We start from the raw sequence: 26,562 nt of genomic DNA, 5'->3' as shown, positions 1-26,562 counted from the left end.
ATGAATATAGAAAATATACCAAATTTTTCACAAGAAGATTTTTCTCAACTTTTAGAACAAAGTTTGCATAATCAACCAAAAGAAGGTGCGATTGTTAAAGGTAAAATAGTTAATGTATCTGGTGATACCGTTTATATTGATGTAGGTCTTAAAAGCGAGGGTAGAGTATCAATTAATGAATTTACTAATAAGGATTTAAAAATAGGTGATGAAGTTGATATATACATTGACAGATTTGAAGGTAAAAATGGATGTACACAATTAAGTAGAGAAAAAGTAGCTAAAGAATTAGCATGGAATAAATTTGAAGAATTAAATGCAAGTGACAGTAGTATCAATGGTAAAATTATTGGCAAAGTTAATAAAGGAGGATTTGCGGTTGACATTGAAGGTATTTTAGCATTTTTACCAGGTAGTCAGTTAGATATTAGACCTGTAAAAGATCCCTCTATATTAATGAATGTAGATCAACCTTTTAAAATTTTAAAAATTGATAGAGAACAAGGTAATGTTGTCGTTTCTAGGAGAGCTATACTTGAAGAATCAAGGAAAGAAGCAAAAAATGAATTATTGTCTGGAATAAAAGAAGGAATGACATTTAATGGAGTTGTTAAAAATATAACAAACTATGGTGCTTTTATTGACTTAGGTGATATTGATGGACTATTACATATAACAGATATTTCATGGGATAAAATATCTCATCCTTCTGAAAAGATATCTCTTGGACAAGAACTTAAGGTAGTGGTTACAAAATATAACCCTGAAGCACAAAGAGTATCTTTAGGATTAAAACAACTTACAGAGAATCCTTGGGAAGGTTTAGAAAAAAAATATGCAGTTGGAACTAAACATAAAGGTAAAGTCTTAAGTATTTCAGATTATGGTGCTTTTATTGAATTAGAAAAATCTATTGAAGGATTGGTTTATTTAAATGAAATTGATTGGAATACAAAAAACACTCACCCAATTAAATTAGTTAATATTGGTGATGAAGTTGAAACTATAGTTTTAGATATAGATATTAATAAACACAGGATAAGTTTAAGTATTAAACAATGTACCAACAATCCATGGAAAAGTTTTGCTGATAATTATCCTATTGGAACAAAAGTTAAAGCAATAGTAAAAAAGATTGTGGACTTTGGTTTATTTGTTAACATTATAGAAAATGGTAAAGAAAACGATTTAGATTTATTAGTGCCAGCTGTTGAGATTAATTGGGACGATAATCCTAAAAACGCTTTAAAAAGCTTTAAAATTGGTGATGAAATACAAGGTGTAGTTTTAAATTCTGATTTAGAAAGAGAAAGAGTAACCATAAGTATTAAACAATTTGAAGAAAATAATTATAAAGAAGTTACTGATAAGCTAATAAAGGCCGAAGTTGTAACTTGTAAAGTTACAGAAGTTACAGATGAAGGACTTTATGTTGAAGCACCTGAAAATGTCAAAGGTTTTATAAAGAAATTTGATTTATCAAAGCATAAAGATCAACAAAAACCAGATAGATTTACTGTAGGTGATAAAATTGATGCTAAAGTTATATCATATGATAAAAATAAAAAAATATTAAATTTTTCTGTGAAAGTTCTTGAAATTGCTGAAGAGAAAAAAGCAATTGCAGAATATGGTTCTGTTGATAGTGGTGCTAGTTTAGGTGATATACTAGGTGCTGCAATTGAAAAACAAGAAAAAGATAATAAAAAAGATAATAAATAACAATACTTCAATATGTTTAAATTTATATTTTTAACGCTTTGGAACATATTGATATCCACATTAGTATGTCTTGTTATTATTAAATTTTTACTTCATTCAGCTGTACAAAATGAATTTAATAATTTTAAAGAAAATTTAGAAACTAAAGCTCAAAACAAGTATAAAGAAATTAAACAAAAGCACCTATCTAAAAGTAATTTTAAAAGTTTAAAGAAAAAAATCTTTGATTAAAATCAAATATGTTTAATATATAGTGCTAATATTTTAAAAATTAATCATATAAAACTATTAAAAAAAATTATTTAGTGCTATTATTCCTTTCTAAATTTTTAAATATTATTAGTAATGCAAAGTAAGTTACTTAACAATAATAATATAAGGGTTAAAGTTTCCGATGATGAAGCAAAAAAAGCCGTAAAAACCTTGCTAGAATGGATTGGTGAAAATCCAGATAGAGAGGGTTTATCTGATACTCCTCAAAGAGTCATTGATAGTTATAAAGAATATTTTTCAGGTTATCTAGAAGATCCTGCAAATATTTTAAAAAAAACATTTACTGAAACTTCTGGATATCAAGATATGGTGCTTTTAAAAGATATTAATTTTTACTCTCATTGTGAGCATCATATTGCTCCTATAAAAGGAGTTGCACATATTGCTTATTATCCTAATACTAAAGTAGTTGGAATAAGTAAATTAGCTAGAATAGTTGAAATTTATTCAAAACGTCTTCAGATACAAGAAAGACTTACTTCAGAAATTGCTAATACAATTAATTATACTCTTAAACCAAAGGGTGTTGCTGTAATAATAGAAGCAAGTCATAGCTGTATTAATAATAGAGGAATTAATCAAAAATTAGCTAAAATGAAGACTCATGCTTTAATTGGTTGCTTTAGAAATGATCCTGAAATAAGTAGAAGATTCTTTCAATTAATCTCATAATTAACATTGCATAACCGATATTTGTTATTGTATTGAAATCTAGTTTTATTATGATAGACTTATACCTGTGGGTGTAATAAATAATACTGTAAAATTTATCAGTTATTTACATAAACAAACAAAAATAACAGACTAAATAAAGAGGTAATATGCCAGTAGAATTGGACAATTTCAAAGCAAGCTTTCATGAGAAGCCAATATCTCAAGGTTTAGACGAGGCAGAGGTATCAAAATTTTTAGGTGAGTTATATTCAAGTAGTAAATCAGTGCAACTTCATAAAGATTCATCAAAAGAAGAAATAAGAATATTTAGACAACAAGCAAAAGAGTTATATAAAAAAGGAAGAGACTTAGGTTTAGTAAATTTAATTGAGTTAAAAGGAAAATTTGATGCACTCAAGGATGGTGATGTGCAACAAGATGGATTTCATAATATTCAAGTTGCATTAGATAGTGAAAAAGGCAAACCACTTGACTCCAAGTTTAATGATTATCCTTTTTTATGTGGAGAGGGTACTCTTACAAACATGCAGAGTATACTGCAACAACTTGTACTTAATTCCGCTACTGTTGATGACATGCTAACATTAACAAAAAAGCAGATGATTGAACAATTTGTTACTGAATTTTACATAAAAAATAAAGATTTTCTTGAAAAAATGGAAGGTATGCATAGTCATGAAATTTATGAAGTACACAACATAAGTTCTCTTTTAAATAAAGTTGCAGATGATTATGGATTAATAAAAAAAACAAAACAAGATGACCAATATTTGCAAGAATATATAAATGATGATGTACAAGCATTTCTTAAAAGCTATGTAGAAAGGCAATTAAACTCTGAACATTCTGGAGAAATTTTAATTGATCTTACAGCAGATAGAATTATGTCTGATTTGCCTAAATTTAAAGTTGGCAATGATGCAGCATTTACTCAAAGAATAGATGAATTTATTCAAAATCTTGACTTATTAGATATTGATGAAGATACATATCAGATAAAAGGATATAAAGAAGATGCATTACAAATTATCAAAGATACATTAGCAATACATTTGCACGACAAAGGAACAATATTAAATCCAGAAATTGATTTTTTGAGAGCCAAAGTTGGTTTTTTTGATTCACAATCACAAGAAGTACAAGGACAGAAAATATTAGATTATGTAAAAAGTAAAGGTATTGAGGAAAAAATTCTACTATATGCTTTAGATAAAGGCCATGAAATAGGTGGAATAGATCCAGTTAAATGGGCAATTGATAATGATCTTAGAATAAATGGTCAAAAAGCTATTGAATGGGCATTAGAAAATGACTTACAAATTGATGGAAAACCTGCTTTTTCATATGCAATTGAAGATCTTAATGTAAATCAAAATCGACTTTTAAAACATATGCTTGATAACGATTTAAAAATATCAAATAAACCAGCTTTTCTTTGTGCTATTGAAGATTTTAGCAAATCTAAACAAGAAGTTTTTGATTATCTAGTAAATAATAACCTAAATATAAATGGAGTAAATCCAGTATTGTGGGCTGCAGAACAAGATTTAAAAATAGATGGAATGGACCCAGTATTATACTGCCTGCAAAATGATTTAAAAATAGACGGTCAAAAAGCTATTGAATGGGCTGTTAAAAATGATTTAGAAATTGATGGAAAGCCTGCATTTTTATATGCAATTAAAGATTTAGGACAAAATAAAGATAAATTAGTTAAATGGGCTGTTAAAAATGATATTAAAATTCGAGGTGAATCTGCTATAAAATTAACAGTAAAACATGATGAAATAATTGATGGAAAGCCTGCATTTTTATATGCAGTTGAAGATTTGGGAAAAAATGAAGAAAGTGTTTTAAAATATGCTATTAAAAATGATGTAACTATAGGTGGGGTGCCAGCTTTAGAATGGGCTTTTATAAATGATAAAACTATTGGTGGCAAACAGGCAATGGAATTTGCAACAACAAATAATGTTAATGTTAGTGGTGCAAGTGTTATGGATTGGATTGATAAAAATGCCGATAGATTACTTGCTGCAAAAGATGGCATAAATAGAGAAGTAGTTGGTAAGCATACTAGAAGAATATCAGAACAAAGCAACACAACTAAAACAATTTCAGTAAGCATGTAGCGTTAGTTATTTTTATTATCATTCCTCCACTTACATCCATTAGCTAAAGCTTTTTTTATCTTTACTAACACATTCTTATAGTCTAAATCTGCTAAATTGCATACCATTTTAAATTCATCAACATATAAATCATCTAATAACCACCTTATGGCATCAATTTTTTGCTTTTTAGCAAATTTCTTTTTTGAATTGCTTGATGCATCCATAAGTGCTTGAGTGATAACAGCTCTCCAAATACTCTTATAGGCATATATTTCTTTTAAGTGATATAAATGTATTTCATTGTTTTCTAGAGTACAATTATTTAAAATGTTATGAAAAATGCTCATGTCTTATATATCGTAATATTAATTATTTAATTTAATTTATCTAATCATAATAAATATATAATATTCTGTATTTTGTGCAAGTATCAAACATCAAAATAATAGAAAAATAGCAATAATTAAGTAATGAAAATACAATATTGTAAAATTATATATTCATCATTAAGTTGTAATAATTTTATATTTTATTTAACAAGTATATAAGTATTTTTATACAATTACATACTAACTGCAATTTATAGTGGCATTACGATTAAGTATTTAAGCGCAATCTTATTTTTAAGTTTATTGTAAAATAAAATGTGTTATCATTTTGTTAATGATAAATATACGCTCTTAATTATATGCAAAAAGATCACATAAAACAAAATTCAATAATATTGCAAGATATTATTAAAACTATTAAAGATAAGTATATTATTAACTTTACGAAGAAATTTTTAGAAGAGCTTTCGGATGAAAATTTATCTACTGTAAAACCAGATATAATAAGTAAAGCATGTAAAGATGCATATAAAATTATAAAAGAAAAATTTAAAGGTAAATTTATTGTAGATATTGATGTTGAAAATGAAGATTCTGATTATGCGATTTTAACTATTGTCTGCTATGATGCTCCATTTATAATTGATTCAATTAATAATGAACTACAAACTCACGATATAGACATTAATCTTCTTACTCATAAAGTTATTGATCAGAAAAATTATGTTGATTACAAATTTACACATTTAAAAAAAGATAAAGTTGCTGCATTACAATTTTATATTTCCAACTGGTTTGATAATAATTTTTATAAATCATTAAAAACAAAGATTATAGCTATACTTGAATGCACATATATAGCTGTTAATGATTGGAAAGAAATGAAAAAATCATTATCGTGTTGCATTAAAAATTTAAAAGATAATCTCAAATTAAATAAAATTGGCGAATTAAATCAAGAACATATAAATTTTCTAGAATTTCTTATAGACGATAATTTTATCTTTTTAGGTTATTGTTATTCAAAATTAGATAAAAATAATACTTTAAAAGTTGATGAGATTAATAATTTAGGCTTAATAAAGCAAGATAAATATTATCCTGAAATAAATATTTTAAATAATTATAAATTTGGCAATTGTGTAATAACTATCCGCAAATCAGATATTAAAACTAAGGTTCATAGGCGTGCTTTTATGCTCTGTATATCGGTCAAAAATTATGATTCTAATGGGAAATGTAATTCCGTTCATACACTTTTTGGATTTTTAATAACAAAAGTTTATTACATGAGTGTTTTAAATATCCCACTCATACGGGATAAAATTCATTTTGTTATTAACAAATACGGATATCCACATGATAGTTATAATGCAAAAGAGCTAGTTACTGCACTTGAAGATTTTCCAAGAAGTGAATTATTACAAATAAGCAAAAAAGATTTATATGAAATTGCTTCAGGAATAGTATCTTTAACTATTAATCCTAGAATTAAATTATTTCTTAGAGAAGATAAGGGAAAAAGATATATTAGTGCATTAATATTTATACCAAAAACAAAATTTAATACCCAAATAAGAAAAAGAATTGAGAATATTTTATGTAGTCAGTTTAACGGATTTATTGCAAAGCATTATGTCAAAATTGGAGAAGGTTCACTTACTAGATTACAGTTAATAATTAATTTGCCAGAGAGGAAAATACCAGATTATAATATCAATAGGATAGAAAAGCTTATTACTAGTGCTATCAATGTTTGGGAAGATGATTTAAAGGATTCTTTAAATCTTAATTTAAGTAGAAAGGAAGCTGATAAACTATTTAAAAAATATCAAGATGCATTTGACGTAAAATATACCAATAGCTTTTCAATAGAGCAATCTATACATGATATTAGGGCTATTGAGGAAGCTTTATTAAAAAACAAAGTTACTTTTAAAATCTACAATTCAGCGAAAAGTAGTAAAAGCTTAATTCAAATTAAGATTTTTTCACTAGATAATGAACTTCATCTATCAACAATCTTTCCAATAATTGATAATTTAGGATTACACATAATTGATGTAGAAACTTTTGAAGCTAAAATTAATAATTTAGGAATAGAAAAAACCGTATTTATCCATTATTTCAGAACAAAACCAAAAGTAGGTGAATTTGAGTTTAATAATTCTTTACAATGTAATCTCGAAGAAGGGTTAGAAAAAATTTGGAATAATATAATAGAAGATGATATTTTTAATAATTTAATTTTTTATGCAGAGCTTAATTATAGAGAAGCTTCTTTGTTAAGGGCTTATACTAAATATTTAAAACAAATTAAATTTGAATTTAGCTTTGATTATGTACTCAATACTCTAGTAAAGTATTTTGATATAACTAAAAATTTAATGAATTTATTCAATATAAGGTTCAATCCTGATTTAAATTATGTAAAAACAGCAGAAAGCAAGATAATCAATGAATTAAACAATAAACTTTCTAAAATATCTGTATTTATAGAGGATAAAATTTTAAGTACTTTCTTAAAGCTAATATTGGCTACAAAAAGAACAAACTTTTTTGTAATTGATAAAAATACTGGTAGATACAAAGATTATATTTCTATAAAAATTAATTCAAAAGAAATTGAAGAAATGCCTCTTCCAAAACCAGAAGTTGATACATTTGTATATTCTTCACAATTTGAAGCTATTCATCTTAGGGGTGCTAAAATTGCCAGAGGAGGAATTAGATGGACTGATAGAACAGAAGATTTTAGAAAAGTTGTTTTAGACTTAATGAAAGCTCAAATGACTAAAAATTCACTAATTGTTCCTTCTGGATGCAAAGGTGCCTTTGTTATTAAACATGCTCCTAAAGATAAGGAAAACTTTCTTAAAGTAGGAGTTAAGTGTTATAAAAATTTTTTAAGGGGGATATTAGATATTACTGATAATATAGTTAATAAAAAAATAATATGTCCAAAAAATGTTATTAGACATGATGAGGCTGATCCTTACTTTGTAGTTGCAGCAGATAAAGGGACAGCAACTTTCTCTGATTATGCAAATGAAATTTCAAAAGAATATAATTTTTGGCTTGGAGATGCTTTTGCATCCGGAGGCTCTGATGGATACGATCATAAAAAAATGGGCATTACTGCTAAAGGTGCATGGATATGTGCCAAAAATCACTTTAGTGCTTTAAATGTAAATTTAGATAAAGACGTTATTAGCGTTGTCGGAATTGGTGATATGTCTGGAGATGTATTTGGGAATGGCATGCTATTGTCAAAAAATTTAAAACTTATTGCAGCTTTTAACCATATCCATATATTTATTGATCCTAACCCTGATTGCTTAACTAGTTATAAAGAAAGATTAAGGTTATTTAAAAATCCTAATCTTAAGTGGTCTGATTATGATAAAAGTTTAATATCAAAGGGAGGTGGTGTTTATCAAAGGTCAGTGAAGGAAATTATGCTTTCTCCTGAAGCAAGAAATGCTTTAGGCATAATAGCTGATAAATTACCACCATCTCAATTGATTAGTGCTATATTAAAAGCACCTGTTGATTTATTATGGAATGGAGGTATAGGAACTTATGTTAAAGATGAATTTGAAGATAATTCAACAATAGGGGATAAAGCAAATGATAATTTGAGAATTTTAGGTAAAAGTTTAAGATGCAAAGTTGTCGGAGAAGGTGGTAATTTAGGATTTACACAAAAAGGTAGAATTGAATATTCTAAAAGAGGTGGGAGAATTAATACAGATTTTATTGATAATTCTGCTGGAGTTGATTGTTCAGATCATGAAGTAAATATAAAAATTGCTTTACAACATGAGCTACAGCAAAAAAATATTTCACTAGAAGATAGAAATAAAATTTTAATTCAATTAACAAATGATATTGAAAAATTGGTATTAAAAGATAATCATGATCAATCTATTTTATTAAATATGGAGAACTACTCCAATATTAATAATTTAAAAGATTACTCATGGTTAATTAGTTGTCTTGAAGAAAAAGGCGAGTTACAAAGAGAAATTGAAAGCCTACCAAGTAATGAAGATATAACAAAATTAGGGCTTGAAAATAAATCTCTAACAAGACCAGAAATAACAGTTTTAGTAGCTTACTCTAAAAATTCTATTGCCAAGATATTAACATCTTATGATTTTACTAAAGATAAGTTTTTTCAAGATATGTTGCTTTCTTATTTTCCAAATTACTTACAACAAAATTTTAAAAAATCTTTATTGCTGCACAAACTTTCTAATGAAATAATTATTACAATTATATCTAATGAATTTGTAAATACATTAGGATGCACAACATTCCATTTACTTGCTTCAGAAAAAGGGTTCCACCCAATCAATATAATAAAATCCTTTTACCTATTAATGGAAAGTACAGATATAAAAAGTATTTTAAATAAAATAAATAGTGCTTCAACATATATATCTGTAGATTCAAGATATAAATTGCTTAATAGAATACAATCTTTAATTAAAAGTAGTATAAATTGGATTTTAATAAATTATAATGAAATTGATAATATTGAATCTATAATTCAAATTAATAAAAAATGTTTGATAAAACTATATCAAATTTTTGATACTGATTCATATTTAAAAAATACAATTATAAAAAGACAAGTTAAAAAGATTAATGGATATATTATTGAAGTCAAAAAATCTAAAAATCTTATCTCAAACATTGCTTATTTTAGCCTTATCAACTCTTTTTATGATATAATAACAATTAACAAATCCTCAAAAATTGATCTTAATACAATATCAAAAGTATATTTTAAAATTAGGGAAAGATTATATATTGACCAAATTTTAGAATTATTAAGTAAACGTGATAATTTCAATCATATTGAAAAATTAGCTTATGATTATGTTGAAAATGAATTGAGAAAAATTACTATCGAAGTTGTATTTGAGCAGCTCAAAGATTATGAAAATGTAGATAAATTAAGTTTTATTAAAGATCATAATAAATTAAATAGTTTTGATAGCTTTATAAATAAAGTGCTACTTGAAAATGAAGATAATAAGTTTGTTGCTGTTCAAGTAATAATAAATAAATTAAAGACATTAATTAATGCTTAAAAATGAAAAAGGCATTAATAATTTATAATATTCAACACGCTCTATATAATATAACGCTTCCTAAGATTATTATTAAAATTATTGGGTTAGAAAAAAAAATTGTATTGCTATGTAAAGATAAAGATGAAATGAATGTTTTAGACAATCTCTTGTGGACATTCTCTCAGCTGTCATTTATCCCACATTCAACAGAAGAAGATGACTTTAATACAGACTTACAAGATATACTTATTGTAACTAAACTTAATAAATCTATAGTAAATAATAGGTCCATAGTTATTTTATGCCCAGAATTAATAATAAATAAAGATGTTAATGCTATAAATGAAGTTTTTTTAATAACAGCTGAAAATATAGATCTTAAAACCCTTAAAAATCATATACTTACTAGTAATATTGAAGAAAGATCAATAAAGTTATTTATACAAAATATTAATAATTCATGGAAATTAAATTAATTTATTCTAATTTTAAATTTAATTAGCAAAAATATAGCATCAAATGCTAAATATTTGAAAAAAATTAAAAATAATTGTTGCATAGTTGTTGTTTTTACTGGTAGAAAGATTTTATAATTAAGTAATTTAATTTTATAACGGAGAACAAAATGAATAAAAACGAATTTTTAGATATATTATCAAAAGATTTAGATTGTACAAAAACGAAAGCAAATACTATTTTAAATTCAGTTTTTAAATGCATAGCACATTCACTTAAAGATTCTAATGAATTAAGATTTATTGGATTTGGATCGTTTAAAGCAAAGCATACTGAAGCAAAAGAAGTTAAAACTCCAAGAGGCACAATTGCAAAAGTTCCAGCCCAGAAAAGAGTAAGCTTTTCAGTAGGTTCAGAGTTTAAAGCAATTGTTAACAATAAGTAATTATTTTTAATATTATCATTTTATTTTACTAAAATGAAAAATTTAATCATTAAAAATGTCTGGAAGTATTAATAAAGTTATATTAGTTGGTAATGTTGGCAATGAGCCAGAAATTAGAGTTTCTCAATCTGGAGGTAACGAAATTGCCAATTTATCAATAGCTACTAGTGAAAGATGGAAAGATAAAACTTCAGGTGAGCAAAAAGAAAAAACTGATTGGCACAGGATAGTTGTTTTTGCTCCTGGGCTTGTTAATATTGTTAAGAATTATGTTAAAAAAGGAAGTAAACTTTATGTAGAAGGAAAACTGCAGACAAGAGAATATACAGATCAAGAGGGCAATAAAAAATATACTACTGAGGTAATTTTAAGCCAATTTAATAGCACTATTATGCTTATGGATTCTAAAGCTGGAGACCAAGCCAGTACAAATAAAATTGCTTTTGACAACAAAAATAGCACTCCTAGTGTTAATGATGATTATGATGCTGAAGAAATTAAAGATGAAATACCATTTTAACTTCATGACTTCATGAAATTATATTTTTTTATTCAATATTGAAGTTTGGCCAGAGACTTTAAGGTAGTAAAATTAAACAGCTATAGTAAGTGATTTTTATACAGTATATTTTAGCTAATATATTCTCTCAGAGGATAAGCTTATGAATATAAACAACAACTGATTGAGAATTATTCTAATAAAATCTAGTTCACCATTTTACTCACTTTTTAAAATTTAAAACTTTTCAGCTTTTTTATCGCAAAGTGTTGAGTATTTTTAATTTTAAATCTTAACAATAACAGCTTAAAATTATCTTATAATATAAAAACCCTATATTTTATGCTGAATCTTACTTTATTAATATCATATTAATCAAAATTATTTACTAGTACTTTACTCGCAATAAATTGTTTGTTTTAATAATACTAAAATCTCTAAAAATTTAACATGCACTTAAAATTGGATAATGAAAATATTTACTATAAAGAAGAGGGTAAAGCAGAAAAAATTTTTGTTATGATTCATAATGCAGGTGGCAATCACAAATTTTTTCAGGAGCAAATAAAAATATTTAGTAATATTGGTAAAGTTTTTGCAATAGATTTACCAGGCCATGGCCTAACATCTGCAATGGATAAACAATATTCAATACTAAAATATGCAAAAATTATTATAAAATTTATCAAAAAGTTAAATCTTAATAATATTTGTCTTATAGGTTTAAATAACGGGGCAAATATTGGAATAGAAATTATAAACAATAATGGAGATGAGTTTATTGATGAATTAATTTTAATTGATCCACCATTATTTATGAAAGAAAATTTTATTTTAGAGATTGAGGAATTTATTGATAAATTAAATGCTCCAAATATTGAACATTTTATTGAAGATTTAACAAGCTTACTGTTTATTAAAGCTCCAAATGATATAAAATTAATTGCTAAGCAAAGTTTTAAAAGTGTTTCAGTGAGAATTTTAATTTCAATTTTTAAAGATCTGATTAATTGGAATAAAAATTGTAATGAAAAGCTTCTTGCAATTAATATACCAACATTGTGTATTGTAACAGATGAACATCATTGCTCATATAATAAGATAAATAATTTAAATAATAATTTTGAAATTGGAAAAGTTGTTGGTTCAAAATGTTGGGCAACATTAGAAGTACCTGAACAAATAAATGCAATGATATTAAGATTTCTAGAACTTCAAAATCTTCTAATATCACATATATTAAAAAAGCAAAAATAAATATTTATAGGAATATAATAGAGTAGGGGTACTTTAATATTTTGTTTTTACAATAATTTGATAATTCTATATCTTCACATAACTATGAAAAAATATTATCTAAAAATAATTTTTTAAAATTTTTGTGTGAATCAATTCTAGTAATAAGGTTGATATATATACTTTTTTTCTAAAATTCAGTCTCTAAATTAAAATTTAAAGTAAATTCTCTTTTAATTAATAAATATTTACATATAATCTACTAAAAAAGGTTTTTTTTAAAAAAAATATGTATAAAAAATTAGTTCTACTATCGTTTTTAGTATTAACATTAACTGGATGTAGCAAAAAAACAATGTCAAGTTTAGGCTTAAGTAAAGGTTCTCCTGATGAATTTACAATTATCCCTAATCAGCCTTTAACAGTGCCTCCTATGTTTCAATTAAAAGACCCTAATTTATTAGATAGCAATGCTAATAGTCAAAATGATCAGACTACAAAAAATATAAATGATAAAAATCTTTTATCTAAAGAAGATAAAAAGTTTCTAAGTAAATTTTGATACACGTCCTTTTGAATTAAATAAATCAGACACAAAGAACAGTACTCCTACTGCAGATGAATTATTAAAAACACAAGGTTATATAAAAGAGCAAAAAAGCAAGAGGAAATTACCATCTAAAAAGTAATAATTTTTTTAAGCCATTTTGGTGTTTTTCTATACTTAAGTAAAAACTTATCTATACTAAACTCACTTGGCTGAAATAGTGCGTATGAAAAGATAATTGCTGACCATAATATAGGATAATTCCATCCAGTACCAGAAGAGCTAACCCAAGCAAATTTATACCCAAATTTTAAACCAATATATGTAGTTACCATTAAGTATAAAGTTAAAATTATTGATCCAATTCTAGTTAAAAACCCACAGCTTAAAGTAAGACTACAAAAAAACTCGATTATACCTGTCGATACAACTATAATATTAGCTAATATTATTCCCAAGTTATGAAAATTATCTATTTCTTTAGATCTTATCATGGTTCCTTCAAATAATTTTTCACAAAAATAAGGAATAAAATCATATCCTAATAATATCCTTATGAAAATGCTTAACTAATAAAGATGATAATCACTATTTTCAAACCCTAGTTTGTATATTTGATTTATACTAGATTTTGCTATAAGCATAAATTGAATGACCTTTATAAAAAATATTAACGTCATTATATAAACTGGCATCTTAAATCCAATAATGCTACATAGCCTTAAATTGATAACAAGTGTAAATCCCCCTAATAAAAAAGAAGGCACAGGTATTTTTAGCTCTAAAACAATAAAAATAATTGTAAGTAATGAAAAAGTTAAAACATTATAACCAAATGTTTCTACTATAAAACCTGCATTATTTATTTCATAAAATTGAAAAAAAAAGCTTGCAATCATCAAGCACAATTGTAAAAAAATAAATGTTTTAAAGTCTACTACTTTCATTTACAGCTTTTATGTAGATTTGTATAAAGTATATTATTATTAAAAATTATTTCCAAGGTAAATTCTTCTTATTTGTTTGTTTTTGATTATATTCTTACTATCATCACATGCAATTACACTACCATTATACAATATGTATGCTCTATCAACTAAAGCAAGTGCTTCCTTAACGTTATGATCAGTAATTAAAATTCCTATTTTTTGCTTCTTTAAATTTTTAATTAAATCTATTATATTTTCAATTGCGATTGGATCTATTCCTGCCAATGGCTCATCGAGTAAAATATATTTTGGCTTCATTGCTACACACCTTGCAATCTCCAACCTTCTTCTTTCACCCCCAGATAAAGAAATTGCATGCGAAAATTTTAGATGATCTATAGAAAATTCAGCAAGTAATTCTTCCAATCTTTGTTCTCTTTTTGTTTTATCTTTTTCTATTATTTCTAAAACAGTCATCAGGTTTTCTTGAACCGTCATATTTCTAAAAATTGATATTTCTTGTGGTAAATACGAAATACCTAATTTTGCACGATATGATAAAGATAAACTTGTTATATCAACTCCATTAAAAAATACTTTTCCTACATCAGGTTTTATTAAACCAGAAATAATATAAAATGATGTTGATTTTCCTGCACCATTAGGACCTAGCAAACCTACAATCTCTGAGTTGCTAACAGATATTGTTACATCATTAACAATTTTCTTTTTAGAATACGTTTTAAATAAATTTTCAGCTACTAACATCTTTGTTTATTTTAAATTTTGCTTTAACTCTTTTATTTTTACTTTTATCTTTTAAATCAGAACTTAATTTAGAAATTTTATTGTTAAAATTATATGTAAATAAATCCCCTATAATTTCATTATCATGGTTATTTATATATTTAACATTATTAATAATTTTTAAAATATTATCCTTTTTTTTATATTCAGCTTTATCTCCCAATATAATTTTATTACCTATTTGAAATTTTACATTGTTTAAAAAAACGATTTGTTCTATTTCATTGCTTTGAGTTGTAATTAATAATTTATTACTAAAAACTTTAACTTTATTTTGCTGTAAAATAACATTACCAATAAATTCTGCAGTTTTAGCATTTGTATTAACATTTAAATTATTAGATTCAATATTAATTTCTCCATTGTTTAAATTAAATGCATAGGAATTTAAATCTAATGTTACAAGTAATATGAATAATATAAAATTTAATCTTAGTATCATAATTTAAATAAATATAAAACAACAGGCAGCCTATAAGCTGGGTTCTGTAGATACTATAATGTATCTGATGGTTATTCATCTCGATTTAATGTTACCATTAAACTCTAGCAATCTACCCGTGTTTAAAACTTGGAATAAAGTTAAAAAAAACACTACTTGATCTTGCTTCTAGAGGGGTTTACCATGCATCTTTTATTACTAAAAGATCGGTAAGCTCTTACCTTACCATTTCACCCTTACCAATTTAACAGGCGGTATATTTTCTGCGGCACTTTCCCTAAAGTTACCTTTGCTGGGAGTTATCCAGCTCTATTATTCCATGAAGCCCAGACTTTCCTCTGTAAAAAACTATATTTACAGCAACCATCTAGCTACCTGATAGCTATAAATTAAAATAAATTAAGAAAAAAATCTACAATTAAGTTTGCAAAAAAGTGATTTTTAGAATAAACAATAGATATTCCAACGTTAATTAATTTGGACACTAAAAAATAACTAAATATTAAATTATATGTTTTCATCCTTATTAGGATTATTTTCATCCAATATGGCAATTGATCTTGGTACAGCAAATACATTAGTATATGTTCCAAATCAAGGAATAGTACTTAATGAACCATCAGTTGTTTCATTGCTACATGAAAAAGGTTCTTATATTCCATATGCATTTGGCAATGAGGCAAAAGCAATGTTGGGTAGGACTCCAGCAGATATCAAAGCCATTAGACCATTAAAAGATGGAGTAATTGCAGAATTTAAAGGTGCTGAAGAAATGATAAAATATTTTATTACTTCAGTACATAAAAAACGAAGTTTTTTTGCTAAACCAAAAGTAATTGTTTGTGTACCATATGGCTCCACTCCTGTAGAAAGAAGAGCTATACAAGATGCTGTAGAGAGTGCAGGAGCTAGAGAAGTTTATTTAATATACGAACCAATGGCTGCTGCAATTGGATCTAATCTTCCAGTTACCGAAGCTACAGGCTCTATGGTTGTTGACATAGGAGGCGGTACAACTGAAGTTGGTGTTATATCCTTAGGTGGTATTGTTTGCGCTCAATCAGTTAGAGTAGGTGGAGATACTCTAGATGAATCAATAATATCATATATAAGAAAAAATCATGGTCTTTATATAGGTGATTCAACTGCAGAAAGAATTAAAAAGGAAATTGGAACTGCTAAAAAACCAAATAAAAAAGATGAAAAAAGCATATCGATAAAAGGTAGAGATGCAGTAACTGGGATACCAAGAGAAATAGTATTAACAGAAACTATAATGGCTGAAAGCATATTTGACCCAATTGCACAAATTATAGATGCTGTTAAATTAGTGCTTGAAAAGGCACCGCCAGAGCTTTCTTCAGATATTGCCGATAATGGAATAATTATTACTGGTGGTGGTGCGCTTTTAAGAGATTTAGATAAAGTTATAAGTGAAACTACTGGTTTAAAGGTTCAAGTAGCTGATGAGCCTCTTCATTGTGTTGTACTTGGAACTGGTAGAGTTTTAGAAGATTTTTCTTATTTCAGACATGTATTATTTCAACAAGATTAAATGAATTCTAATATAAATTTTAAAAAATTAAATAAAGAACTAATATTTATTCCACTAGGAGGTTCTGGTGAAATAGGTATGAATTTAAATCTCTATCATTTCAATGGTAAATGGATAATTGTAGATTTAGGATTAGGATTTGCAGATTTAGATTTACCTGGAATAGATATTATTGTGCCCAATATTAATTTTATCATCAAGGAAATTAAAAAAGATATTTTAGGAATTGTGTTAACTCATGCTCATGAAGATCATATTGGAGCAATACAATATCTTTGGTCAGAGATTGGATGTCCAATTTATGCAACAAAATTTACATCTTTAATAGTCAAATCAAAATGTAAGGAATATGGTTTAACTCAAAATATGAAATTTAACGAAGTTGAATCTAATAATACATTTACATTAGAAAATTTTAAAATTTCTTTTATTCCAATAACACATTCTATACCTGAAATGAATGGGTTATTAATTGAAACTGAAAAAGGAAAAATATTTCATACAGGAGATTGGAAATTTGATAATGAACCAGTTATTGGAGAAGTAACTGATGAAGGAACACTTGAAAATATTGGCAAAAAAGGAATTTTGGCTTTAGTGGGAGATTCAACAAATATTTTTCATAAAGATCATTCTGTTTCAGAAGGTGAACTTGGCCGAAACTTAGAAAAATTACTTTGTACGCACACTGGCAAATTAATTATTATAACAACATTTGCTTCAAATGTGGCACGATTATTATCAATGGTTAATGCTGCTAAGAAAGCTAAAAGAAAGATAATTTTGCAAGGAAGATCATTATGGAAAATGTATCTAGCTGCTAAAGAAGCTGGTTATTTACAAGATACGATTATATATGATGAAAAGCATTTTAAAAAATTTAAGCGTAATGAAATAGTTGTTATTTGTACTGGTTGCCAAGGTGAATCATTAGCTATGACTACTAAAATAGCAGATAAAAAACACCCTCAAATCTCTTTACAAGAAGATGATGTAGTAATTTTTTCATCTAAAATTATCCCTGGAAATGAAAAAAATATATATAATTTATTTAATAAACTTGCTGAAATGAATGTTAATGTTTTAAATGAGGCAAATGAATTTGTGCATGTCTCAGGACATCCATCTGCTCAGGAAGTAAAAAAAATGTTTAAACTTATTCAGCCAAAAATAGCAATACCTGTTCATGGAGAAGCAATACATCTTAATGAACATTGTAGGGTAGCAAAAAATTTAGGAATTAAACAAGCATTAAGTGTTAGAAACGGTGATGTAATTATATTTGACAATGATGAAGCAAAAAAAATAGGTAAAGTTGAATCTGGATATTATATTATTGATGGAAATTTAATTTTAAATTCAGATAGTATTATAATAAAAAATAGAAAAACACTTAGAGATAATGGAGCTTTATTTATTTCTATGATAATAGATAAAAAGAAAAAAAATATTAATCACCTATATGTTGTTGCTCCAGGTATTTTAGAAGAAAACTTAGACCAAGATATATTGGATGAGCTAAAACTTGATATTTTTGATACATTTAAAGAAATATCAACTTTAGATAAAAATAAAATCAAAAATTCTATTGAATTCTCACTGAAGAAGCATATCAAAAAGCTTATAAATAAATCACCTTTAATAAATATCAATATATTTTTTATTTAGATTTTATGTTAGTAAAAATAGCAACAAGAAGTAGTCCTCTTGCTATTAATCAGGCAATTATAGTTGCCAATCAATTAAAATTTTATCATAAGCATTTAACTATTGAATTAATAAAATTAAAAACTCAAGGTGATATATTGCTTACTCATTCTTTATCTAAAATTGGAGGCAAAGGACTGTTTTTAAAAGAAATTGAACAAGCAGTAATAGATGGATATGCAGATATTGCAGTTCATTCTATGAAAGATGTACCTGCAGATGAAAATAAATTTTTAGAAATTAATTGTATATTAAGACGCTCTGACCCAAGAGATGCATTTATATCAACTAAATATAGATCATTTTTATTATTACCAAAAGGAGCATCTATTGGCACATCTTCTGTAAGAAGAAAAGGGCAAATTTTAGCTTTAAGGCCTGATTTGGTAGTTAAAAATATTAGAGGTAATATTAATACTAGGTTAAAAAAATTAAACTATAATGAAGTAGATTCTATAGTTTTAGCAGCTGCAGGATTAAAAAGAAATAATTTAACTCAGCATATCAATCACTATTTTGAAATCGATGAAATGTTACCAGCTATTGCTCAAGGTGCAATAGGCGTCCAAAATAAAATTAATGATGCTAAAATTATAAAACTTTTAGAACCTTTGAATCATAAAAAAACTCAAATAGCTATAAATACAGAAAGAGCATTTTTAAAATCATTTCTAGGTGATTGTTCTACTCCAATTGCATCTTATTGCACTATTTTTGGTGATAAATTAATGTTAAAATCTGGATATTTTAGTGAAAATGGAGATTTGCAATTTTATACTATTGAAGAAGGTAATGAAGGTATTGGAAATGATTTAGGAAAAAAATCTGCTGATAAAATAAAGAGAATGCTTTTTTATTAAAAATTTTATATTTGATGTATAAAATAAAGCTACCAATAATATAGATTGTGTGGTAGCTTTTAGCTTTATATTATAATTTATTAAAATGGGGTTTTTAACATGAACTATAAAGATATATCAATTTGTTTAGGGCTAGCATTAATACTTACTACAGCAAATTTACATGCTGCTCAAAATAATAATAATTTAAAGCAGGTTCAATCATCCGACCTAACAAATCAGAATAATACTAATTCTGATCAAGATGATAGTAGTGATACCACTAGTACTCAAAGTACTGATGATGATCAAAACCAGAATCAAAATACAGGTAATAATGTAATTGTTCAGGGTACTAACAATACAAACAACCAAATGAACAATGATACATCAACAACTCAATCATCTAATAAAAATAGTCAACAAATGACTAATCAACAAAATTATAGTACTGGCCAAACAAACACAACTATGAATAGTAAATAAGTAAATTTATATACTTTATTCAAAATAGCTTAATTATTATATCTAATAATTAAGCTATTTTTACATCTAGATAACAAAACTATTATTAATATAATTTCTACATATTTTTTTAGAAATTTATCTAGCTATTTTAAAACATACATGTTTAAAATAGCTTTTTTATATTATTAGTTTGCATGTGAAATATTTTATTGGTATAGCATGGTTTTTAGTTAGCTTAGCTATTAGCTGTATAAATGATATTATAGCGAAGTATATTTATGCCAATAATTTATCATCACTTGAAATTTCCTTTTACAGATTTCTTTTTGGAACTATAAGTTTTTTACCTGTTATTATATTTTATGGTTTAAAATCTATAAAAACTTCACATATAAAACTACATTTTTTAAGGGGAATTTTATTATCTTTAGCAATATTTTTATGGATCAGTGGATTACAATCTTCTCAAGTGGCAATAGCTACTACAATTAGTTTTACTATCCCTATATTTGTATTAATCTTAGCACCTTTAATTTTAAAAGAATCAGTATCATTTGTATTATGGATTGTAACATTTATTAGTATGATTGGAATATATATAACAATATCTCCACATAGCATAAAATTTACTTCTAACTCATATCTATTTGTTATTGCAGCAATACTTTTTGCTACACTTGACGTTATTAATAAAAAATATATTACAAAAGAAAAAATGCTTTGTATGTTATTTTACTCTTCCTTATTTACAACTATAATATTATTTATTCCATTGTTAAATGGCTTTAAAGTTCCTACAAGTAAAGATATTTTTTACTTTACTATATTGGGAATAGGCAGTAATTTAATCCTTTTTTGTATTCTTAAAGCTTTTGATACTGTTAAAGCATCAGTTCTTGCACCTTTAAGATATATAGAGTTAATATTTTCTATAATACTTGGATATTTTATTTTTAATGATATACCAAGTTATAATATGCTAATTGGAGCATCAATAATAATTCCAACTTCACTTTATGTTATACTTAAATTTAAATAATAATATAATTGTTATAAAAAGATATAGTATGTAGATATATTATTTATATAAAACTTTTTAAAAAAAACTTAATATAAATTCTGTACCTTTATTTTCATTAGAATAACATTTAATATCTCCATTCATAATTCCCATTGCTTTTTTACAAAAACTTAATCCTATTCCATGTCCACTCACTTTTGTACTATATGAAGTTTGATAATCACTAAATAAGTTTTTCAAGATCTCTGGTTTTATTCCATTTCCATTATCTTTAATATGTACTTCTCTATTCTCTTTATTTAAAAAAATTTCAATTTTTACATTATTTCCCGCATATTTAAAAGAATTATTTATTAAATTAGATATAATATGTTGCAATAATGTTGGTGATCCCAAAAATTTAAAATCTTTATGTATATTATCTTTATCTAAAAAATAAATATCTGATTTTTGTAATTTTATCATGTCATAGGCAGCTATTGCATTATTAATGCAATCAATTATAAAATAATCTCCCCAATCATCTGGCTTATAATTATCATTTATATTTATTGAGCTAAGCATAATATTAATGTCTTGAATTGCTTGATTATTATACTGCTTCATCTTATTAATATAATTCATTATACCTTCTTTATTACCTACTTTTAATCCTTTTTCTATTAATTCTAATCCCATATTATTAGCTGATAGTGGAGCATTTACATCATGTGCTATTGCTTTGCTTAATGTAGAAATCGTATTAATTTTCTCTTTTGTTATTTTTTCCATTATCTCTCTTTTTCCTGTTAAAAATAAGGATAAGAATATTATAGTCCAAATATATGAGATAATTGCAGCAACTGTATAATGTAATGGTGTTATCCAAATTATCTGCCCATGAAATATTTTATATATTATTAAAGCTGCAATACTGCCTATAAAGAATACAAATATAACCTCTAATTTTTCTAATAAAATAAAAGACCAAACAAGACCAACAAAACAATTAAATAGCCAATATATATCTCCTTTATTTAACAAAGTAGTGTATAATCCAAGAAAAGAAATACTAAAGCAAATACATATATACCAATATATAGCTGAGTATTTGTTTAAAAATTTTGGCCAATGTGTTTTAAGTAACAATGGTATAGATAAACAAAGTGCAACCCCTCTAAGGGTAATAGATTCTTTTGTTTGATATATATCATTACCTGTTATGCTTAAAGCTATGACAATAAAATTACTAACAAAAAGAAAAATTCCAAAAAGAAAATATGGACGCTCTAAATTTACTGACATTTCAATCCTTATTTCTTCAATATAAAAAAAACTAAATTATTATTACTTTGCTTAATTACATCTATTACCTTAAATCTACAAAAGCTTAATAATGTTTGTAAATAATTTTTTTTAAATTTTCTTGAATTAACTAAGTGATATTGGGCACCTTTTTCAATAGAAATTATATCATTACCAAGAGTAAAAGATTGAGATTTATTAGCTACTAACTTACCTTGCATCTTAGTATCATCACTACTTTCTACTATTTCACATAGATGAGAGAATAATTCTGGGTCAAAATTTTTAGATAATGTGCTTTTACCAAATACTCTCAACATATTAAGATAAAATTGATATACAGAATTATTTTTATAAGCATCATATATAACTTGCTTATTTTGTGTAGTGTCAAAACTGATTATAAAAACTGATGATTCACATAACAATACTCTTATACTATTTAATATACTAATATTTTCTTCGTTAGTTAAATTAGCTAAACATGTACCAAGCATAAACACACAAGATTTTGGTTCAACTGATAAATTATGTTTTTTTGTTATATCAAGACATATACCTTTAGCTTTTATATCTTTAAAATAAGAAGATACCACATTTGCTGCAGCATTTGCATATTCTTTATGACAGTCTATAGCATAGTATTTTTTTAGTTTATTTGAGTGACTTAAAAAAGGAATTGTTTTTTTTGATATTGCATATCTTGGGCCAGGTCCTATTTCATAAAAAATACTATAATCTTTTATAATGTCGGACATTATTTTTGAATTGTGAATTAATTCTATTTCACTTTTAGATACATAATATTTTTCCTCTTTTTCAAGAATTTGCTTATAGTAATCAACTTTTCCTAAATAACCATATTTAGTAAGATGACCTGTTTTTTTATAAGCAAATAAATCATAAAAATCTTTTAATATATTATCTTCCATTTTCTTCCTCTAAGTTTTAACTTTATTATTTTTATCAATTAGTTTATTGATTACTTTTATTATTTCTGTGCTTTCTGTATTTTTAAATAAAATCGCATCAAATACATTGAACCTATCATTCCCAACATATGGCAACTCCTTATCTTGAGTATATAAAACTGTTGGAATATCTTTAAACCTATTATCTAATTGCAATGTCTCAGCCAATTCCAAACCGTTAATTCCCAACATAATATAATCAATCCAAAATAAATCAATTTTTATATCATTAGTTTCAGAGAGAAATTTCAGCAAATCTTCACCACTATGGAACTGTGTTGTTAGGAACCCATTATTTTTGAAGATCTCACATACCATATTTGCTATAAAAATATTATCTTCTATAATAAAAATATGTTTTGACACCACTAATACTTTTAAAAACACTTGATTTACATTAAGTAAAATATTATGTAAAATCAAATAAAAATTTAGTAAAAATACATTTAAATATTTTAATTATTTTTAAAAATTCTAGCTTTATCTCTTTCCCAATCTCTTTGTTTTATTGCCTCTCTCTTATCGTGCTTTTTCTTCCCTTTAGCAAGTCCTAGTGATATTTTAGCTATATTTTTTTTGTTAAAATAGAGTGTTAAAGGTATTAAAGTATAGCCTTTACGTTTTATTAATCCTACTAACTTATTTATTTCTTTTTTATGTAATAGTAGCTTTCGTTGTCTTTTAGGATTATGTTTAAAAGATTTTGCTTTATTATATTCGGGAATATTAGCTCCTAAAATAAAAATTTCATTATCAATATTATTTGCATAAGATTCATTTATGCTTGCTTTAGAAAATCTTAGTGATTTAACTTCTGAACCCTTTAAAACAATACCTGCTTCAACTTTATCTTCAATTAGATATTCATGATAAGCTTTTTTATTTTGAGCAATAATTTGAATTTCATGTTTAATTTTATTCATGCGATATATTTTTTAGCAATATTATCAAATTCTTTAATTTCTTTAAGCAATTGATTTAAATCATTTATATGTAACATACAAGCACCATCACTAGGAGCACTATCTGGATTATCGTGAGTTTCAATAAATAACCCCGCAATGCCTATAGAAGTAGCAGCTCTTGCTAAAGGTTTTATAAACTGCCTTTGCCCACCACTTTGGTTACCAAGACCCCCAGGTTGTTGAACAGAATGAGTGGCATCAAAAATTACTGGATAACCAGTCTCTTTCATTATTTCCAAACCTCTCATATCATTTATTAAAGTATTATATCCAAATGAAACTCCACGTTCTGTTAATAAAATTTTTTCATTATCGTTTGAAACAATTTTATTAATTATATTCTGGACATCCCATGGAGCAAGAAATTGCCCCTTCTTAACATTAATTACTTTACCAGTATTTGCTGCTGCAATAAGTAAATCTGTTTGTCTACATAAAAATGCTGGTATTTGTAATATATCAATAACTTCTGATACTTGACTGCATTGTTCAGGTAAATGAACATCAGTAAGGATAGGGCAGTCAATTTCTTTTTTTATTTCTTCAAATATGGGGATTGATTCATCTAATCCTATACCTCTTTTAGCAGTTGCTGAAGTTCTATTTGCCTTATCAAATGAAGTTTTAAAAATCATGTTAATTGAGTTATCATCTGCTATTTTTTTAATATATCTAGCCATATAAAGTGCATGATCTCTAGATTCTAGTTGGCATGGTCCTGCAATTAAAGTAATTGGAAGATCATTGGAAATTTTAAAGTTATTATCTATATTGATTTGTTTACAGTTACTCATTTACTTTTTTAATGAACTTAGAATTTTTCATATTTATATGCTAAATTATCTATTAGCTCAATAATTTTAAAAGAATTTTATGGTAAAAATGCCTCATTGGCCAAAGCAATTTGGCAGAGATTATATTGATTTAGGACTAACAAGAATTAAATCCCTACTAAAAAAATTAGGTAATCCAGAAAAAAAAATACCTCCTGTAATTCATGTTGCAGGCACTAATGGTAAAGGATCAACAATAGCATTTTTAAAATCTATTTTAAATAGTGCAGGGTACAAGGTTCATCAATATACGTCTCCACATTTATTAAACTTTAACGAAAGAATAGTAATTTCTGATAATAAAATAACTGATAACCAGCTTTACGAGGTTATAGAAGAGTGTAGATTTAATGCTAAAGGATTGGATTTGACTTTTTTTGAAGCTACAACAGGCGCTGCATTTTTAGCTTTCTCCAAATATCATGCAGATATTGTATTATTAGAAACTGGCTTAGGAGGAAGGTATGATGCAACAAATATTATGGAAAATACATTAATGAGCATTATAACGCCAATATCATATGATCATATGGAGTACTTGGGCAATAATTTATTAAATATAGCTAGTGAAAAAGCAGGCATAATAAAAAATTATTCAAAATGTATTATTAGTTGGCAAGAGACTAAAGTATTAAATTACCTAATTAATGAATGTAATAAGATTGGAGCAAAAACCATCGCTTGTCAAAAAGATTGGAATTTCAAAAAAATAGAGCAGGGGTTTCAACTCCTTGATCTAGTTAATGATAAAATTATTGATTTTCCAATGCCTAATTTAATAGGTATACATCAAATAATTAATGCTTCAACAGCAATATGTGCTGCAAGAAATTTAAATGGAAATTTTACAATAAACTTTAATAACTTAAAGCAAGGTATTATAAGTGCTAATTGGCCATCAAGAATGGAAAAAGTGCAAAATGGGACGATCCTATCCCTATTACCTAAAAATAGCGAAATATGGCTTGATGGCGCCCATAATGAGCTAGGCGCACAAATGATAGCTGCCACAATTGATACTTTTATTAAAATGCCTACATTTTTAATTAATGCAAGAACTAGAAATAGAGATATAAAAGGTTTTTTGCTGCCATTTAAGGATAAAGTAGAATATGTATTAGCCGTACCAGTTGAATGGGAACCAGACAGTGAAAATCCTGAAAAAATAAAAAATATTGCACATAACATTGGTATAAAATCAATTGAATGTAAATCTCTTAAAGAAGCCTTGCAGTTGTGCAATAAACTAAGCAAAGGCAATTCTATACGTGTTATTATTTGTGGATCATTATATTTGACTGCAGATTTAAAAAAATTATTTTAGGATAAAAAGATCCTATTATAATAAACTTTAGAATGAG

At 25.9% G+C, this 26,562-nt stretch carries 26 protein-coding genes and 1 other RNA gene; 16 read left to right on the top strand and 11 right to left on the bottom strand.

Going from position 1 to position 26,562, the window contains the following annotated elements; all coding sequences use genetic code 11:
* From h2es_RS01805 to h2es_RS01790, 4 genes are all read left to right on the top strand, one after another.
* On the top strand, positions 1 to 1,722 hold the full coding sequence (locus h2es_RS01805; protein ID WP_154510856.1) for a 30S ribosomal protein S1: 1,722 nt from the start codon (positions 1 to 3) through the stop codon (positions 1,720 to 1,722).
* A gap of 12 nt (positions 1,723 to 1,734) precedes the next feature.
* A complete protein-coding gene (locus tag h2es_RS01800) occupies positions 1,735 to 1,953 on the top strand; it encodes a hypothetical protein (protein WP_154510854.1) in 219 nt (72 codons plus the stop codon).
* Positions 1,954 to 2,067: 114 nt separating this feature from the next.
* Positions 2,068 to 2,667 (top strand): GTP cyclohydrolase I FolE, encoded by a 600-nt coding sequence (folE, locus tag h2es_RS01795; protein WP_154510852.1) that lies wholly within the window; start codon positions 2,068 to 2,070, stop codon positions 2,665 to 2,667.
* Between the two features lie 149 nt (positions 2,668 to 2,816).
* Entirely contained in the window at positions 2,817 to 4,802 is a 1,986-nt protein-coding gene (locus tag h2es_RS01790) for a hypothetical protein (RefSeq protein WP_154510850.1), read from the top strand.
* Between the two features lie 2 nt (positions 4,803 to 4,804).
* Here the strand turns inward: h2es_RS01790 and h2es_RS01785 are convergent, their stop codons facing one another.
* On the bottom strand, positions 4,805 to 5,131 hold the full coding sequence (locus h2es_RS01785; protein ID WP_154510848.1) for a hypothetical protein: 327 nt from the start codon (positions 5,129 to 5,131) through the stop codon (positions 4,805 to 4,807).
* A 341-nt stretch (positions 5,132 to 5,472) separates the two neighbouring features.
* Between h2es_RS01785 and h2es_RS01780 the strand changes: the two genes are divergently transcribed.
* The 6 genes from h2es_RS01780 (at position 5,473) to h2es_RS01755 (ending at position 13,395) form a co-directional block, all read left to right on the top strand.
* A complete protein-coding gene (locus tag h2es_RS01780) occupies positions 5,473 to 10,215 on the top strand; it encodes an NAD-glutamate dehydrogenase domain-containing protein (protein ID WP_154510846.1) in 4,743 nt (1,580 codons plus the stop codon).
* 2 nt (positions 10,216 to 10,217) lie between these two features.
* On the top strand, positions 10,218 to 10,673 hold the full coding sequence (locus h2es_RS01775) for a DNA polymerase III subunit chi (protein ID WP_154510844.1): 456 nt from the start codon (positions 10,218 to 10,220) through the stop codon (positions 10,671 to 10,673).
* A gap of 134 nt (positions 10,674 to 10,807) precedes the next feature.
* Positions 10,808 to 11,098, top strand: a complete 291-nt coding sequence (locus tag h2es_RS01770; protein ID WP_326844995.1) for an HU family DNA-binding protein — start codon at positions 10,808 to 10,810, stop codon at positions 11,096 to 11,098.
* Between the two features lie 55 nt (positions 11,099 to 11,153).
* Positions 11,154 to 11,618 (top strand): single-stranded DNA-binding protein, encoded by a 465-nt coding sequence (ssb, locus tag h2es_RS01765; RefSeq protein WP_154510840.1) that lies wholly within the window; start codon positions 11,154 to 11,156, stop codon positions 11,616 to 11,618.
* Between the two features lie 429 nt (positions 11,619 to 12,047).
* Entirely contained in the window at positions 12,048 to 12,854 is an 807-nt protein-coding gene (locus h2es_RS01760; protein WP_154510838.1) for an alpha/beta fold hydrolase, read from the top strand.
* Between the two features lie 268 nt (positions 12,855 to 13,122).
* Positions 13,123 to 13,395 carry a DUF3035 domain-containing protein gene (locus h2es_RS01755; RefSeq protein ID WP_154510836.1) on the top strand — a complete coding sequence of 91 codons (273 nt, stop codon included), beginning with the start codon at positions 13,123 to 13,125 and terminating at the stop codon, positions 13,393 to 13,395.
* Positions 13,396 to 13,511: 116 nt separating this feature from the next.
* On the opposite strand, the gene h2es_RS01750 is transcribed toward h2es_RS01755, so the two are convergent.
* The 5 genes from h2es_RS01750 to rnpB all read right to left on the bottom strand — a co-directional run bounded on the left by h2es_RS01750 (position 13,512) and on the right by rnpB (position 15,937).
* The gene (locus tag h2es_RS01750; RefSeq protein WP_326844994.1) at positions 13,512 to 13,931 is read right to left on the bottom strand and encodes a DoxX family protein; all 420 of its coding nucleotides are present in this window, start codon (positions 13,929 to 13,931) and stop codon (positions 13,512 to 13,514) included.
* Positions 13,932 to 13,949: 18 nt separating this feature from the next.
* A complete protein-coding gene (locus tag h2es_RS01745; RefSeq protein WP_154510832.1) occupies positions 13,950 to 14,327 on the bottom strand; it encodes a hypothetical protein in 378 nt (125 codons plus the stop codon).
* Between the two features lie 39 nt (positions 14,328 to 14,366).
* Positions 14,367 to 15,077 (bottom strand): LPS export ABC transporter ATP-binding protein, encoded by a 711-nt coding sequence (gene lptB / locus h2es_RS01740; protein ID WP_126044910.1) that lies wholly within the window; start codon positions 15,075 to 15,077, stop codon positions 14,367 to 14,369.
* A complete protein-coding gene (locus h2es_RS01735; protein WP_154510830.1) occupies positions 15,064 to 15,558 on the bottom strand; it encodes an LptA/OstA family protein in 495 nt (164 codons plus the stop codon). The genes lptB and h2es_RS01735 overlap by 14 nt, the downstream gene beginning before the upstream one ends.
* Positions 15,559 to 15,575: 17 nt before the next feature.
* Positions 15,576 to 15,937, bottom strand: an RNA gene (gene rnpB / locus h2es_RS01730) — RNase P RNA component class A.
* A gap of 132 nt (positions 15,938 to 16,069) precedes the next feature.
* Between rnpB and h2es_RS01725 the strand changes: the two genes are divergently transcribed.
* The 5 genes from h2es_RS01725 (at position 16,070) to h2es_RS01705 (ending at position 21,166) form a co-directional block, all read left to right on the top strand.
* Entirely contained in the window at positions 16,070 to 17,113 is a 1,044-nt protein-coding gene (locus tag h2es_RS01725; RefSeq protein ID WP_126044912.1) for a rod shape-determining protein, read from the top strand.
* Positions 17,114 to 18,781, top strand: coding sequence for a ribonuclease J (locus tag h2es_RS01720; protein ID WP_154510828.1), 1,668 nt, complete (start codon positions 17,114 to 17,116; stop codon positions 18,779 to 18,781). It begins immediately after the preceding gene.
* A gap of 5 nt (positions 18,782 to 18,786) precedes the next feature.
* Positions 18,787 to 19,680 carry a hydroxymethylbilane synthase gene (gene hemC / locus h2es_RS01715; RefSeq protein ID WP_154510826.1) on the top strand — a complete coding sequence of 298 codons (894 nt, stop codon included), beginning with the start codon at positions 18,787 to 18,789 and terminating at the stop codon, positions 19,678 to 19,680.
* Positions 19,681 to 19,779: 99 nt separating this feature from the next.
* Positions 19,780 to 20,145 (top strand): hypothetical protein, encoded by a 366-nt coding sequence (locus h2es_RS01710; protein ID WP_154510824.1) that lies wholly within the window; start codon positions 19,780 to 19,782, stop codon positions 20,143 to 20,145.
* Positions 20,146 to 20,323: 178 nt separating this feature from the next.
* On the top strand, positions 20,324 to 21,166 hold the full coding sequence (locus h2es_RS01705; protein ID WP_195909948.1) for a DMT family transporter: 843 nt from the start codon (positions 20,324 to 20,326) through the stop codon (positions 21,164 to 21,166).
* Positions 21,167 to 21,223: 57 nt separating this feature from the next.
* Here the strand turns inward: h2es_RS01705 and h2es_RS01700 are convergent, their stop codons facing one another.
* From h2es_RS01700 to kdsA, 5 genes are all read right to left on the bottom strand, one after another.
* Positions 21,224 to 22,432, bottom strand: coding sequence for a sensor histidine kinase (locus h2es_RS01700; RefSeq protein ID WP_154510820.1), 1,209 nt, complete (start codon positions 22,430 to 22,432; stop codon positions 21,224 to 21,226).
* 8 nt (positions 22,433 to 22,440) lie between these two features.
* On the bottom strand, positions 22,441 to 23,364 hold the full coding sequence (locus h2es_RS01695) for an L-histidine N(alpha)-methyltransferase (protein ID WP_154510818.1): 924 nt from the start codon (positions 23,362 to 23,364) through the stop codon (positions 22,441 to 22,443).
* Between the two features lie 9 nt (positions 23,365 to 23,373).
* On the bottom strand, positions 23,374 to 23,769 hold the full coding sequence (locus h2es_RS01690) for a response regulator (protein WP_153183772.1): 396 nt from the start codon (positions 23,767 to 23,769) through the stop codon (positions 23,374 to 23,376).
* A gap of 89 nt (positions 23,770 to 23,858) precedes the next feature.
* Positions 23,859 to 24,326 carry an SsrA-binding protein SmpB gene (smpB, locus tag h2es_RS01685; protein WP_126045144.1) on the bottom strand — a complete coding sequence of 156 codons (468 nt, stop codon included), beginning with the start codon at positions 24,324 to 24,326 and terminating at the stop codon, positions 23,859 to 23,861.
* The gene (gene kdsA / locus h2es_RS01680; protein WP_126045143.1) at positions 24,323 to 25,162 is read right to left on the bottom strand and encodes a 3-deoxy-8-phosphooctulonate synthase; all 840 of its coding nucleotides are present in this window, start codon (positions 25,160 to 25,162) and stop codon (positions 24,323 to 24,325) included. The genes smpB and kdsA overlap by 4 nt, the downstream gene beginning before the upstream one ends.
* 79 nt (positions 25,163 to 25,241) lie before the next feature.
* Here kdsA and h2es_RS01675 point away from each other — a divergent pair, with 79 nt between their 5' ends.
* A complete protein-coding gene (locus tag h2es_RS01675; RefSeq protein WP_154510815.1) occupies positions 25,242 to 26,525 on the top strand; it encodes a bifunctional folylpolyglutamate synthase/dihydrofolate synthase in 1,284 nt (427 codons plus the stop codon).
* Positions 26,526 to 26,562 lie beyond the last annotated feature (37 nt).

Source organism: Rickettsiales endosymbiont of Trichoplax sp. H2 (assembly GCF_009690945.1).
GTDB lineage: Bacteria > Pseudomonadota > Alphaproteobacteria > Rickettsiales > Midichloriaceae > Aquirickettsia > Aquirickettsia rohweri.
Note: the sequence above shows the minus strand (reverse complement) of the source record. Positions and strands in the feature narration are given on the sequence as shown.